Origin of the sequence: Bacillus sp. FSL H8-0492 (assembly GCF_038006145.1) — a bacterium.
GTDB classification, from domain to species: Bacteria; Bacillota; Bacilli; order Bacillales; family Bacillaceae_G; genus Bacillus_A; species Bacillus_A mycoides.
On the sequence record NZ_JBBOUP010000002.1, the window covers coordinates 49,805 to 64,525 of the forward strand.

Consider the following 14,721-nt stretch of genomic DNA (forward strand, 5'->3'; position numbering starts at 1 on the left):
TTTACACCCTCTTCTTTGTTAATTTAAGTAATACTTTGCTCAAGCTTTCTTCCGTAAGATCCTCAGCATCAGCAAAATCTGATACTGTAAAAGCTGACTCTGATGTTGGTTTATTTATAAGCTGACGAAGATGCCTCAACATACCATCTGCTATCGCTTGAATTTTTAATCTAGAAAACTGTTCTCTACTATATATCCAAATAAAATGTAACTTCTCATCTTTTACCATACCGATAACATCAATTAGATGCGATGGCTTGGAATCTGGAGCATGATCTAAAAATGTAAACCCTGTCTCTTGCATAAATAAAGATTCCTTTGAAAACACTTGATCAAATTGGCCCAAATAGTTAAAGCTTATTGAAGGCTTTTGCTGATAAAACGGAAGTAATTCTTTTTTCAAGTAACGTAAAATACCATAATCAACTCCACGATTCGGAATTTGACGCAATTGATCTTTTACAGCCTTTAATCCTTCAATAGGTGTTTTAGTTCCTTGAAAATTCAGATGAACAGGAGAAATACTCGTGAACCAGCCCACTGTCCGTGATAGATCAATACCTTCAACCATCTCTTCTCTCCCGTGTCCTTCTAGATGAATAGAAACCGTTTGCTGATTTGTAAAATCGACGATAGCTTGTCCTAATGCCGCCAATAGTACCTCATTAATCCTTGTCTTATGAGTCACTGGAACTTCTTGTAACAATGCATGTGTTTCTTCTACTCCTAAAGTCCTCGTCACTTGATCAATCGATTCTTCTGTTGTTTCTTGCATTGGATAGTCCATTGGAATTTTCATCGTTTCTTTTTCTACCCGTTCATTCCAATAATCTTGTACTTCTTTTGGAATACCCGAATCACTGTATGCCTGCAGGCGTTCCGACCACTCTCTAAAAGATGTACTTTTCGCAGGTAGGCGAACTCCTTGACCTTGTTTCATCTGGTTATATACCGCCTGTAAATCTTCCAATAGAATTCTCCAAGATACCCCATCTACTACTAAATGATGAATCACCCAGAATATTCGATCATTTCCAGACAAGGTGTCCTCAAAGTAAACTACTCTCATTAACGGACCTGTAACTAAATTGAAACTAGTTTGAGTAATGTTCATCTCTTCTTGTATTACTTTATTCCACGCTTGTTCATTAGCTTTGTTCCGTTTTACCACATGAAGTACAGAATGCTCATCAGTCCCTTCATTTCTCTGCCTCCACGTTCCATTTGGTAACTGTTCGTACCGGAAACGTAAAGCATCATGATGTTTTAGTAAGTTTAAGATCGCTCCTTCTAGTAACTTCACGTCCAATCTCTCTTTTACTCTTAAAAGCATCGATTGATTCCAATGCTCCGGACGTGAATGTTCTTGCTCGAAGAACCAGTACTGAATTGGAGTAAGAGGCACATCTCCTGTCACAATCCCCTGCTCCGCTTGTATTCCCTGCGTTTCTATAGCCACTTCTGCCAGCTCGGCAATAGTTGGGCATTCAAACATTTGCTTTGGAGTAAGTTTTAACCCTAATTGACTTGCTTGAGATATGATTTGAATACTGAGAATCGAGTCGCCACCAATTTCAAAGAAATTATCATAGATTCCCACCTTTTTAATACCTAATACTTGCTTCCAAATTGTAGCCAATATCTGTTCATTACTATTCCGAGGGCCAACACATTCACTATTAATCTGCTTTTCCTCTGGCATAGGTAATGCCTCACGATCAACTTTGCCGTTAGCTGTAAGTGGAATGGCTTCCATCGTCACATATCCCGAAGGTACCATATAGCTCGGTAGTTTCGCTTTAAGATACTCTCTCCACGCACCTACATTTCCATCTCCTACAACATAAGCTACTAATCGTTTATCACCCGGTTGATCTTCTCTTACAATTACAACTGCCTCTTTTATAGATGCATATGCATTTAAAGTAGACTCAATCTCCCCAATCTCAATTCGGAAACCACGTATTTTAACCTGATGATCAATTCTTCCACGATAATCCAGATTCCCATCTGGCAAATACCTCGCTAAGTCTCCTGTCCGGTATAATCTTGCTTTCGGATCACTACTAAATGGATGAGATATAAAGCGCTCTGCTGTTAATTCAGGTCTATTTAAATACCCACGTGCAAGCCCTGCCCCGCCAATATAAAGCTCACCATCTACACCTATAGGAACAGGTTGTTGATAAGCATCTAATATATACACTTCTAAATCTGGAATCCGTTTTCCGATATTACTTCTCGAAGCATGATGTACATCATCTAGAGTAATTGGATAATATGTAACATGAACTGTAGTTTCTGTAATTCCATACATGTTAATTAGCTGTGGTTCTTTATCCCCATATCTTTGAAACCACGGTAACAAGCCAATAGGTTCTAACGCTTCTCCGCCAAATATCACGTAACGCAGCTGCAAATTTTTATTCTTATCTTCTTGTTCACACACTCGTATTAATTGGCGGAATGCCGAAGGTGTCTGATTTAGAACTGTGACTTCTTCCTCCACCAATAATTGATAAAAATCCTTAGGTGATCGACTAATCCAGTACGGAACAACAACTAATTTTCCACCATATAATAACGCTCCCCAAATTTCCCATACTGAGAAATCAAATGCATACGAATGAAAAAGCGTCCAAGTATCTTTTTCATTAAACTGATACAAACAATCCGTCGATTTAAATAACCGTATAACATTGTGATGCTCTATCATAACGCCTTTTGGATTTCCCGTTGATCCCGAAGTATAGATTACATATGCCAGATTTTGGGGAACGACACTAGAAACCGGCAAAGTCTTACTTTCTTTCCCAATCTCATCTTGATCACGATCCAGGCAAATCGACTCAACATTTTCTGGTAACCAGTTCAATTCTTTTAAACTTTCTTGCGTTACGAATAACTGAATGCTAGCATCTTCTAAAATATATTGAAGTCGCTGCTCTGGATATGTTGGATCAAGTGGAACATAAGCCCCACCAGCCTTCAAAATTCCTAAAATACCTACAATCATCTCGAGGGAACGTTCAACGCACAGTCCAACTAAAGTATCAGGTCCTACTCCCTTTTTCTGCAGATAATGAGCTAACTGGTTTGCACGTTCATTAAGCTCCTTATAAGTAATTTTTTCTTTTTCATACGTAACTGCAATAGAATTTGGATAAATCATCGCTTGCCGTTCGAACATTTCATGAATAGTTACTTGAGGTGGGACATCCAGTTTAGGATTGTTGAACTCAACTAAACTTTTTCTTTTATCTTCCTCAGAAATGATTTCTATTTCAGCCACCTTCTGCTTTGGGTTTTCAAAAGTATTTTCTAGTATCACTAGCATAACGTTAAAAAATCGTTCTATCTCTTCCTTAGAAAATAGCTCCTCACGATAATCAATATGTACATGTAAAGAGTCTATATCAATTAGATTTTCAATATGCACTGCAAAATCTTGTACTTCTTCACGGTTTGGAATCCATAGTGAGTCACCACTTTCATCACGATCCCTATAATCAATCGTAGTTCCGAAAAGTCTCACATTACTGTTATTCTCTTTATTAATCTGCTTTAATAACAAATCAAATGGATATTTCTGGTGTCTCAATGATTTACTTTGTTTTCTGGACACCCTACTAATAAATGAAAGTACTTCTTCTTCTGGATCAATATCCATCCTTAAAGGAACTGTACTCACCATCATTCCAATCAATTTTCGTTCCATTTTAGTCATACGATTGCCGTAAGCCATTCCTAAACCAATATCAAGCGATGAGGTCCACCGATACATGGACAACGAGAAAGCAGCAACAAAAAGGGTGTATAAACCAATTTTGTAATCTTCAGAAAATTTTTCTATCTTTCTCTTCAAATGCTCCGTTAATATAAATGTCTCACGTGTTGCTTTAGTACTAACTTGGTACGTATTATAAGGCTTCAATCCAGTCACAGATGGCAGTGTTTTAAATTCCTCTAACCAAAACTTTTGATCTTTTTGAAAGCGACTACTATTCAAGTATGTTTGTTCATTGGTCAGAAATTGAACATATGAATTTTTAATTTCGCCTTCCTCATTCTCGTTATGCATGTCATAATAATATTTTGCAATCTGCTCAGTGAATATTTGAATTGATAAACCATCCATAATAATATGATGAACATTTCCAAAGACTGCACATTCATTATCGTTTAATTTTATTAAAGCGAAATAGTATAAATTTGAATTAAATAATGTAAACGTTTCTTTTGTTTTCTGCTCAATCCATTCCTCAAGCAAATTTGTATTCTCCACATTACTGAAATCAAAAAACTCAAATTCTTGTTCTTCATGTTTAGTAAAATATTGTTTCGGTTCCTGATGCCCATTTTCTTTTAACCTAATGCACAGACCGTCATTTTCACTGATAACGCGATTCACAACTTGGTTTAATTTTGAATAATTCATTTTTCGATGAAGTTTAAATAAAAATCTTAAATTACATATTCCTTTATCAGAATGAACAACTTCTGTATACCATATTCTTCGCTGCGGATGGCTTAATGGATAACATTCCTCATTGGTCATAAAAATCTTCCCTTCAAAAATTATTTGCTCTTATAGGTTCGTGTTTATGTTTAGCCCATAAATATTTCTGCAGTGAAACTCCAATTACTCCAATAATAACAAGCCCAATCCCTCCATAAACATAGAGTTGAGTTACTCCAAACAAATGCACTAATGGACCACTCATAGCAGGAGAAATAATTAGAACTGCGTTTGTTAAACTGCTTTGAATACCAAATACTCTGCCTACTTGATCTTGATTGGATTCTATTTGTAATATGACTTGATTAGATACAAGCATCAGCCCACTTCCAATACCAGCGATAAAACTAATTAAATAGGCTAAAACGAAGACCGTATCGGGCGTTATCAAACCAATCCCCCCAAAACCAATTCCCATTAAAAGCATACCTCCACATACTACCCAGCCATATTGAAATTGTTTTAATTTCTGAGTTAGTAATGCACCCAATATTCCCCCAAGTCCAATAATCGAAATGATATATCCCATTTGATTTTTATCATGGGGAAACAAACTTTTAAATAAAGTAGGAAACTGCGCATCTACTAATTGTAGTACACCCATAGCTATTGTAACGAAAATTATGGTTGATAATAGTATCCGATTAGATAACACATACCCCCACCCTTGTACCCAAGCAGTCCAAGTACTTTGCTGGTTCTTTTCAACAAGTTCCTTTGATAGAGATTCTTTGAATTTTATTGTGGGTATTAGAACCAAAGTAGCTAATAAACAACTTATCGCTTTTATAATGAGGCAGAACTCTGGCTGAAACCAGCTCAACAACATACCTCCTATAAGCGGCCCTACTATTTTGGTTCCCTGCTCAACTATTCCATTGATACTTACTGCTTTAGTAAGCAAATCAGGGGACACAATCTGCCTTGTTAGTACTTGCTGTGCAGGATAATAGAAAACAATAAAAATAGAACGAATCATTAATACCAATAACAACCAATGAATATTTTGAACAAATAAAAGAACAATTGTTAATAGACCCACCATAAGATTACAAAACATCATAATTGGAATTTTCCTAAAGCGATCGGCAATCACACCTGCCCAAGAACCAAATAAAATCCCTGGAAGTGCATACGCAACAGGGATCAATCCAATCATGGTGGGTCCAACTTCCCATTCAAATCCAACAATTGTCATAATAGCCAACATATCAATAAATACCCCAAGCATAAGTAAGGAATACGCAGAGAAAACTTGTACATAAATTGCATTTCTCCATAGGCTTTTTGAATCCGTAGTTTTCATAAGAACATGCTCCCTAAGTTTATTAAAATTAAAAATGATGAAATATTATATTTTTTCGATTTTTCTAATTTCTATACTATCACATGAATTTCCACCTTCCTTCTTCATAAAGTTGAAATATTATAATCAGAAAATTTAATCAATATATTAAGGATATAAATATTATATACCCGTAGTACTAATTGCAATTTATTCGGTATTTTTAATGGCTATTATATAGGCTTTTCTTTCGTATGATAAAAGCTATTTTGATATGATATATACGTACAAACACTTGCGAAATCAAAAACACAACAAAGACAGTCTGGCATAACTGTCTTTGTTGTGTTTTTTCGTAAAAAAAAGCGGTCCAAAGTCCGCCTCTTTTATGCTTGCTCTATGATTTTCTTTACTTCTTCAATCGTTAGTTCACTTGCTTGTGCAATGGTTTCTATTGGGATTTGTAATCGATGCATACCCAGAATCATTTGACGTTTTCCCTGTTGAACCCCTTTATTTAATGCATGTGCAATACCGGCCGCTTCATCCATCAAAGCTTTTTCCCTTGCTTCATACTCTTTACGAAAAGAAGCATCTTGACTCATATGTTCCCATTTATCCATCGCCTTTTGTAAAATTGGATCCTGATTCATCGCAATCTCCTCCAGTGTATGTGTTAAATGCTCATCTTCATTGGCTGGTAACAATAATAACCAACGAACAAACGAATCCTCCCATGGGTTTACTTTTTCCTCACGCCACTGCTGTAGCAATTTTGGAATTTCAACGATATGAATTTCTATATCGTCACTTAGGAGTTGCTGCTGTTGTATATTCCACAGTTTCCCCGTCGTATGAAAATCTTCATATTCTTTAAACATGGCGAAGTTCAATAAATTAATGGTAATGGTTTTATGAAGGGAACTATATGGCTTCCCTTTTTTTAATTGAGATGCATACAATCTACTCCAATAATAAAGGGAACGTTTTAGAATGTCGTGATGATTATTCATTTGAATTTCAATGTTAATCCTAGTTCCCGTGTCTAATGTTGCGGAGACATCTAAAATTGATAATTTATCTTCTTCATGTTCCCTATGCAAATGTGGGTCTTCAAATTGAAGCGATTGAATCGGTGATTCTAACGAATTCTTTAACATTGCGTTCAGAAATGTAATGAGAATTTCTTCACTTCCCGATGTACCAAATAATTGTTTAAATGCAAAATCAATGCGCAAATTGACCAATTTTTGATTGGACATGGGCTTCCTCTCCCTGTCTGATAATATCTCTTTTTTCTTATTGTACATAAAAACAAATTGAACATGCAAATAGGCTCTTATGATGAACATAAGAGCCCGACTGCCGATACATACAATAGATTAGATAACGACCATAAATTGACTTGAAAAACACCTAAAAATTTTACAAAAGAAACCATATTTAGTATACATCTAATTAGAAATATATACAAGGAATGGTGAAATATATCGCTTTTTCATCATTGATTTATGATATGATAGACTTGCGGATTCTGTTTGTGCAACAAGCTATGTAGGGATAATATACGTTTCTGGGTCAGCACATTTTCTGAACGTGGCATGTCTTACTACTCATAAGACATGCTATATGTATAATGTTCAAATAAAAAACGTCTTTTACGTGCTGATAAAAGACGTTTTTTCATGCCTAAAACCGCATAATATAGTTCTTACTTGAGCTTCTTTAGTATACAACAAATGAGCCATGAGTACTCTATTTTTCTACGTATGTATAACGCTTTTCTAACACGTATTTTCATTGAACTACTCGCCACTAATTAATCTTTACAATGTAATCAAACTTTTTATAAAAATAGAACGATACTCTACCATCGTTCTCCTTTTAATTTGTCTTCTGCCGATCTCCGATCCATGATTGTGGTACAAAGTTCAGTAATTAGTTTTCCATGCTCAAAGATAATTTGATTCTTGGTATATGCGTCAATGTACTTTCCCAAACCTTTACTGAGTGTAACCTCAGCTTCCCCATTATCGTGAATGACTCCTGAAAAGATGGTTTTCTCTTTGTTATAGACTTTATAGTAATCAAGCATGGAGCATAAAGATTTCACTACATCACGGAGCATTTCTTCCAAGTCAGGATACATATCTTTTGCTATTTCTTCATTTAGAATAAAATCCATTCCCTTGTCTGTCACATCAAATCGAAACAAAAAAATCATTACTTTCACCTCGCTGATTCATTACTTTTTCTATCATAACAGAAAATCTACTCCCTTCCCAAGACACTTTCAATCACTTTAAAATTCTCCACTTCATCATATAATCTATCCATTTCAATCAGTAGAAGCACTCTTTTCTTATGTTTTGTATCCAAAATAGATTTTTGATGCTCCATAATTCCGAAATTCTCTCCATCTGTCACATAGACTTAAGCACATATGTCTAGGTATGTGTGCTTAAGTCTATGTTAGGGTGCATAACTTATGTACATACACCTGCTTTCCTTAAGAACCTTATAACGAAAATGTTTAACTTAGATTTTCAGTCGGCTTTTTAAAAGAAAAAGACACCTCTCAAAACGGCAACTTAATACCCCCTTGGAATAGATGATTTTGTTTAGAAATATGTCTCTATTCCACAAAAAGCTCTTATAAAAAACGAAATACAATTTTGACATTTCTACTACCGCACAACATCTAAATTAACATTCAAAAGTCTCCGTTCAGATGGAATCTTTTCAAGAAAGATTCATGTCCATTTCCAAATGAAAAAGCCTTGCTATTCGCAAGACTCTCCTCTTTATTTCATCTAATTGTATATCGACTATCCTCTGAAACAAGTAAACTTGTATGATCAATTTTGACACGACATTTCCCTAACCGTCGTTTTACTTCCGATTGTAATTTCATGGTTGCTTCTTCTAAAGAAGGTGCTGGAATAATTGCTGATTGTAAGTCTGTTACCTTTCCATCATACATCACAGAAAAATCAATTTCATACCGATGTATCACGATTTCCCCACTTCCTTTCAAAAGTTCACTTACAACTCATCTTGACATGCGTTTTATTTTTGTATATTTTCACGATTATACTATGTTTCTTCACAATCCCAGCTAACCCTGCTACAATAGCCTTGAAAAATTACAATACTAAAAAAATATATGCAATTACCCTTAAAAAAATCATTTCCCTCTCCTTTTTCTGCCTATAACCATTTAAACTATCTAATAACACGAATAAAGAAAAAAACGTCACTTAATACCAAAATGTATTCACACTTCATTTAAAAAGGATTACAAGCGAATCTGAAAAGTCATTTTCTTTAAAATGGTAATTTTTTATGTCTCAAATCATATATAAGCTGTTTTCCCACACATGCAACTCCAATTCCTGTCATCAAAATGGCTCCTCCCATTTTGATGCCCCATTGCAATTCACTTTCTTGCAAAACATGATCAGATATATACATAGAGCATCCAGTCCAAAGAATAAACCAAAAACCATATCCATCATATTTACCTTGTTCTAACTTTCGCTCTTGAAACGGATATACTGGATACACAAATAGGCTATCAGCAAAACCGACAGCCCTATTCCAATTGCGATCATTCCCCGTCGCCCCATTTCTATTGTGTTATATCCTTTCATGCCTTTTCTGTAGTACATGATATACATGTGTAGAAAATGCTCTAAAATACGGAGCATTTTCTACAGCTACTTTTCAAAAATCCATATACAGTAAAGTTTCTTGCAACAATTTTAGCTCGAATTCTAAAAACTTATCACTCTGTTTCTGAATGGAATGCGGGATATTATGTATAGCATCAACAATGTCCCGCACATATTTCATGCTATAAAAATCTTCTCCTGGATGTGAACATACATTTCGAATGAGTAAGAATATTTCCTGCAATATCTCATGTCCGATCTCGTGTAATATATTTTGATTCATATCCTCTCCCCTTCCATTTCCGCATTATGGCCCTTCGATTCCTGCATTGATTTGAAACTCGTAATTTTCTACAAACCATTCTTCTTCCTCTAATATCAAATAAAGCTTTATCGTGTGTTTTTGTTGTTGCTCTGTACTATTTACCGTAGCCACATAATCGTATTTCACGTTTACCTCTGCTTTATTATCAGCCGTCTTCCTGTAATACATATCTATAATGTTTGCTTTTGTCTGAATCTGAAGCGAAGAATCCATTAAATGTCCATGCGCATCCTCAGGCGCTTCAAATAACTTTCTCTTTGCCTCTCCTGTCACCATTTCTTTGATCTGTGTTAATCCGGACTTTTCTTTTTGTTGATTATCTTGCTGCATCAGAAGTGTCACGAATTTTTTGGCTACTTCCTGCCCTTTGTCTTGTGTATTTTCTGTTAACACTGTAATCCGTTTTTGGAGCGATTTATTTTCTGCTGTCAATTCTTTGACTTGTTCCGTCCATTTCTTCTCTGTTTTTTGCACTTTATTTTGCAATGCACGATTTTGACTCCATAACCAGGTGCTTGTGATTACGAGCCCAATAATTAGAATGGCTGCTATCGCTTGTTTCATTCTCATTCCTCCCTATCATTGTGGTAAAAATGGCGCTGGATCTACTTGCCCGAATGTAAAGGATGTTTTAATCTCAAAATGCAGATGTGGACCTGTTACCTGCCCAGTTTTCCCACAAACACCTACTTGCTGGCCAACTCCCATATTCTGTCCTTCTTGTACCGTAATAGACGACATATGACCGTATAAACTCCAATACCCACTTCCATGATTAATTACAACAACGTTTCCATAGCCGCCAAACTTCGCTAATTCTACAACGCCACTTTTCGACGCGGCAATTGCGGTGACACCGTCTTGGCAAGAATAATCAATTCCTTTATGAATTGTTCCCCAGCGTGGTCCAAATGGACTTGTAATCGTTGTTTGAACGATAGGACGGATAAAACCTTGTGAGCTTGCTGCGCCAGTATCCACGACACCCCCAGGCTTTCCCGCTTCACAATTAAAAGACAGTCCTCCCATTTGACCGACAAATTTCGTTACCAATATGGGCCACAACCCATTCGTACCATGTGGATCATTTGCGGCACCTGGTGGTGCATATTTGGCGCCAATTGCTTCAATTGTTGTAATCCCCATGCCGATATAGTTTTTATATAAGTTGCGCGCCATGGCGCTAATCCCTGCTTCAAGTGTGGCAAACTTCTGGAATCCCCTCATTTGAGAACTACTTGGGTCCATCAAACCACCTGGATTATTATAATTTTTAACAGCGTTTGAAGTACCGTTCCCCGTCTCTAGTTTCGCTATCGCTGCTAGTAAAACAGGATCAATTTGATTTTGTGTTCCTGCGTTTAAAAAAGACTGTGCCTGCCCCGTGAACACACCACCTAAATGCGGTTGGATTTCTTCCGGCGTCACTGTCTTCCCACCTGGACGACACACTGTCATCCCATTACTTTGGACTGTAGATGGTGGCGTCGCCTCCTCTTTCTTTCCAATTCCTTGCCCAAACAATACAAATACAAGGAAACTAAAAAACAATAACACACCGAAAATCTTAGCAAGTAAGATAAAGAAAAAGATTCGAAGTTTCCCAGGTTTCTTTTTCTTTTTTTGCGTATTCTTTACAAGCTCTTCTTGCACCATCTCATCGATGTGCTCTTTAATTTGTGCTTTCATCACCTACTTCCCCCTTCCCATATTGGAACTAGAGGTGAGGGATACCCTCACACTCTAGAATGTTATTTGTCTTCCATTGAGCCTAGATGATTTAATTGTTTCGGCTCCTGTGTTGGCAAGTTCCAATCTTCACTTCCAGCAGCTATAGCATCCGGAATAACAGGTGGTGTTTGAACTTCAATTTCTTGTCGTGGTTCAATCTTCCCATCTGAGCTTACTGTAGCTGAAATTAAATCCGGAATAGTTACTGTTTCATTTGGTGTCGATACACTAGGTGTTTCAATAACATCTTGTGGTACCACAGCATCCACGTGTGTATTTGCTGGAATAGTTGAAGTTACAATTTCTGAAGGTGGTACTGGAACTCCAATTTCTTGTTGCGGGCGAATTTCTCCATCTGGGGTTATGGTTGCTGGGATTAAATCTGGAATAGTTACTGTTTCAGCTGGTGTAGATACAATTGGCGTTTCAATAACTCCTTGTGACGCCGTAGGTCCTACGTTTGTATTTGCAATTTCTGATAGCGTTACCGGAATCCCGATTTCTTGTTGTGGACGAATTTCTCCATCTGGGTTTACTGCATCTGGAATTAAATCTGGAATAGTTGCCGTTTCCCTTAGTGCTGAAATGGTAGGTGTTTCAGATATATTTTCTTGTATAGGTGACTGGACATCTATATCTGTATCTTGCGGATAAATAACTCCTTTAGTGCCTACTTGTTCTGGCATGATTTCTGGAATAACATTTTCATCTAATGCTACTGGATCATTTGGTACTATGTCATCGGATATATGTTCTTGTGGAATATCTAAGTGTGGTAACTCCTCTAGATTCTCTTCTAGTGGTGTTGTATCTGTAAATTCTCCTAAACTCGCATATTCTCTATCTTGGTCCTGATTTTCAATATCTATTGCTCCCGCTTCTTCAGCTCTTTCCATTGCTTTTTCTAATTCTTCTGGATCCAATCGTGCAAGTTGTTGTTCAGGCATATCCTGCTCATTTTGTTCCGCCACATCCTCCCCTTCTTTTTGCACATTATCTTGTAAAGAAATGAGTTGTTTACTTTTACTGTTTTCTTCGTCTTCTTCGCTCTCTTCATTCTTCTCATAAGCTGACAAATCGGCTGGAACATCTACTTTCGCGAGTTTTGGTTTCTTATCTTCCTCTTCTTTTGTTTCTCCCTTTTCTATCGGTTCTGGATCACCAGCTGCAACTAGTTCAGCTGCCGAGTTAAAATGATCTCCAACTCGTTCACTTACTGCTCCACCGACATCCATTGCCATTTCTTTTCCGCGATTTGCAAAATTCTCTGTCATCAGCGAGATATCCGTCATCGTTTTATAGATGTTCTTTGTTTTCTTGAAGGATGCTGTAATACTGTCACGGAAGATATAACATAAGATAAACACGATAATTTGGAATACCATTGTCGACACATATCCCGCAAGCCCCGCTTCTGGTAACACATACAATAACTCTGATACTGTGAAAATAATAACCAACATAATAGACATTAAGACTTTTAATGCGAGCGGTCTAATCCATTGTGTTACCCAGCTCTCAATGACTTTACGATGCCCTGGTAATAAAGCTACAGCTAAAACAATTGGTGCAATTAAACTCATGACAAGGAACCATAATTGGAAAGCTACAATCAGCAAACAGAATGCATTTATAGGAATTCCTATAAATGTGTTCACGATGTAATAGATAAGTGTGAAGATAATTCGATCCCCTACAGAATCTAATTTCATCATTTGATTACCTTTTTTCTCTACTTCCTCTTTTACAATATTATTTCTATTTTTACCTGGTGCTGTTTTTAATAATTCATCAACACGTCCTGCACCAATTTTCTCCTTTGAATCTTCCCCATACTGCATAAATAAGTACGGTCTTTCTACTAAAATACTCCAAATTTGTTTCTTAACTGAAGATATTGCCTGTTTTTGTGAGCGACCTGGATCTCCAGCAACTGTACCTGTTGCCTTCGCTAAAATCGTTGTACTAACTTCCGAACTAATTGTATTTGCAGTTTTCAGTACAGTACCTGCATTTCCAATAAAGACGAGAATAAATGCAATCACTAACACTGTTTTCACCAGTTCATTTAATCCCGCTGTCGGCTGACGTTTTATAAAAAAGACATATGCTGCATAGCATGCTGATAATACGCACATCAAGCTAATGATAGATGGAAATAACCCTCCACTTAAAAAGTTTACATTCCCCTCTTCATCTTCACCAATACCAGAGATATTTTGCATGGATGCTGCTAATTTATCCGCTACACCTGAAACAATATCTAAATTCAACGCTTGATCTACTAAAAACATGGTGAGTTGCGTTAGCATAATGTTCAGCTTAAAAGCCAAATTCACAAACCATTGACAAGTCGTATAAATCATACGCTGAATGTCTTGCCCTATACTATCTTCTCCAAAGAAATAACTACCTACTTTTTCTATGACCCCTTTCTCATCTTTTTTAGGTGCTTCTGTATCCACCTCGTAATATTTTCCTTTATACACGTCATCTGTGTACCCTTTGAATAAGTTTTCTGATATCCGTTGCCCTGTTTGCTCTTGTTTTTTCTCTTCTTCCGCTAGGGTAACGGATGACCCTAGCGGCATGAGTAGAAATACCAACATCATGCAAAGTGAAAGTAATTTCTTCATTCCTTTTGCCCCCATTTATGAACATGGGTTGGTTTCATACTACCAACAATGGACTCTAAACTGTAATTGTCCTCCCATGCCCATTCATAATTTTTCCATTTACCATCCTTCTCATCTTTTACCATTTTCAAGTCCATCACTCGTTTTCTCTCTTGAACAGGGTGATAATATTTTACGTGATAGTAATACTCATCTTTCCCTTCTTTTAAATCGTAACGATATAAATCATATCTTTCTTCTATACCTTTATTTGCCCCTGGATGTGAGTTTCCACCTTCCATGAATTTATATGGTTTATAAAATAACGATTCTAATTTCGTTGAGTCAAGATCAATAAACGCTCTTACATACTCCATTGCGGCTTTATCCGCTTCTTTCATTTCTCTTTCCTTTTTGCTTTCTTGTTGATTTACTGTACTCTTTGTTTCGTTCGTTCCACAACCAGACATTCCACCAAGTACTAACATGCATGCCACGCACATTCCAGATACGAATTTTGTCTTTTTCATTTTTTTCATCCTCCATATACAGATAATTTCGAATTCTTTTAT

The 14,721-nt window shown here is 36.6% G+C and carries 10 protein-coding genes and 1 pseudogene; all 11 read right to left on the reverse strand.

Annotated elements, in window-relative coordinates; all coding sequences use genetic code 11:
- Position 1 precedes the first annotated feature (1 nt).
- The 11 genes and pseudogenes from MHH66_RS27575 to MHH66_RS27625 all read right to left on the reverse strand — a co-directional run bounded on the left by MHH66_RS27575 (position 2) and on the right by MHH66_RS27625 (position 14,679).
- Entirely contained in the window at positions 2–4,558 is a 4,557-nt protein-coding gene (locus MHH66_RS27575; RefSeq protein ID WP_078185347.1) for a non-ribosomal peptide synthetase, read from the reverse strand.
- A 13-nt stretch (positions 4,559–4,571) separates the two neighbouring features.
- A complete protein-coding gene (locus MHH66_RS27580) occupies positions 4,572–5,825 on the reverse strand; it encodes an MFS transporter (RefSeq protein WP_078185346.1) in 1,254 nt (417 codons plus the stop codon).
- A 365-nt stretch (positions 5,826–6,190) separates the two neighbouring features.
- Positions 6,191–7,066: an Rpn family recombination-promoting nuclease/putative transposase gene (locus tag MHH66_RS27585; protein WP_078185345.1), complete on the reverse strand. Its 876-nt coding sequence runs from the start codon at positions 7,064–7,066 to the stop codon at positions 6,191–6,193.
- A gap of 605 nt (positions 7,067–7,671) precedes the next feature.
- The gene (locus MHH66_RS27590) at positions 7,672–8,028 is read right to left on the reverse strand and encodes a hypothetical protein (RefSeq protein ID WP_078185344.1); all 357 of its coding nucleotides are present in this window, start codon (positions 8,026–8,028) and stop codon (positions 7,672–7,674) included.
- Between the two features lie 585 nt (positions 8,029–8,613).
- A complete protein-coding gene (locus tag MHH66_RS27595) occupies positions 8,614–8,820 on the reverse strand; it encodes a hypothetical protein (RefSeq protein WP_078185343.1) in 207 nt (68 codons plus the stop codon).
- A 311-nt stretch (positions 8,821–9,131) separates the two neighbouring features.
- The gene (locus MHH66_RS27600) at positions 9,132–9,371 is read right to left on the reverse strand and encodes a hypothetical protein (RefSeq protein WP_100248627.1); all 240 of its coding nucleotides are present in this window, start codon (positions 9,369–9,371) and stop codon (positions 9,132–9,134) included.
- Positions 9,372–9,443: 72 nt separating this feature from the next.
- A pseudogene (locus MHH66_RS27605) lies at positions 9,444–9,761 on the reverse strand (hypothetical protein).
- 24 nt (positions 9,762–9,785) lie between these two features.
- Positions 9,786–10,367: a hypothetical protein gene (locus tag MHH66_RS27610; RefSeq protein WP_078185342.1), complete on the reverse strand. Its 582-nt coding sequence runs from the start codon at positions 10,365–10,367 to the stop codon at positions 9,786–9,788.
- Between the two features lie 15 nt (positions 10,368–10,382).
- A complete protein-coding gene (locus MHH66_RS27615) occupies positions 10,383–11,492 on the reverse strand; it encodes a peptidoglycan DD-metalloendopeptidase family protein (protein ID WP_078185341.1) in 1,110 nt (369 codons plus the stop codon).
- Between the two features lie 62 nt (positions 11,493–11,554).
- A complete protein-coding gene (locus MHH66_RS27620; RefSeq protein WP_078185340.1) occupies positions 11,555–14,170 on the reverse strand; it encodes a CD3337/EF1877 family mobilome membrane protein in 2,616 nt (871 codons plus the stop codon).
- Positions 14,167–14,679, reverse strand: a complete 513-nt coding sequence (locus MHH66_RS27625; protein ID WP_078185339.1) for a hypothetical protein — start codon at positions 14,677–14,679, stop codon at positions 14,167–14,169. Before MHH66_RS27625 ends, MHH66_RS27620 begins: the two co-directional genes overlap by 4 nt.
- Positions 14,680–14,721: the final 42 nt, after the last annotated feature.

Coding starts and splice junctions, on each gene's coding strand:
- MHH66_RS27620 (WP_078185340.1), bottom strand. CDS start 14,170: ATGAAGAAATTACTTTCACTTTGCATGATGTTGGTATTTCTACTCATG.
- MHH66_RS27625 (WP_078185339.1), bottom strand. CDS start 14,679: ATGAAAAAGACAAAATTCGTATCTGGAATGTGCGTGGCATGCATGTTA.
- MHH66_RS27575 (WP_078185347.1), bottom strand. CDS start 4,558: ATGACCAATGAGGAATGTTATCCATTAAGCCATCCGCAGCGAAGAATA.
- MHH66_RS27585 (WP_078185345.1), bottom strand. CDS start 7,066: ATGTCCAATCAAAAATTGGTCAATTTGCGCATTGATTTTGCATTTAAA.
- MHH66_RS27590 (WP_078185344.1), bottom strand. CDS start 8,028: ATGATTTTTTTGTTTCGATTTGATGTGACAGACAAGGGAATGGATTTT.
- MHH66_RS27580 (WP_078185346.1), bottom strand. CDS start 5,825: ATGAAAACTACGGATTCAAAAAGCCTATGGAGAAATGCAATTTATGTA.
- MHH66_RS27610 (WP_078185342.1), bottom strand. CDS start 10,367: ATGAAACAAGCGATAGCAGCCATTCTAATTATTGGGCTCGTAATCACA.
- MHH66_RS27615 (WP_078185341.1), bottom strand. CDS start 11,492: ATGAAAGCACAAATTAAAGAGCACATCGATGAGATGGTGCAAGAAGAG.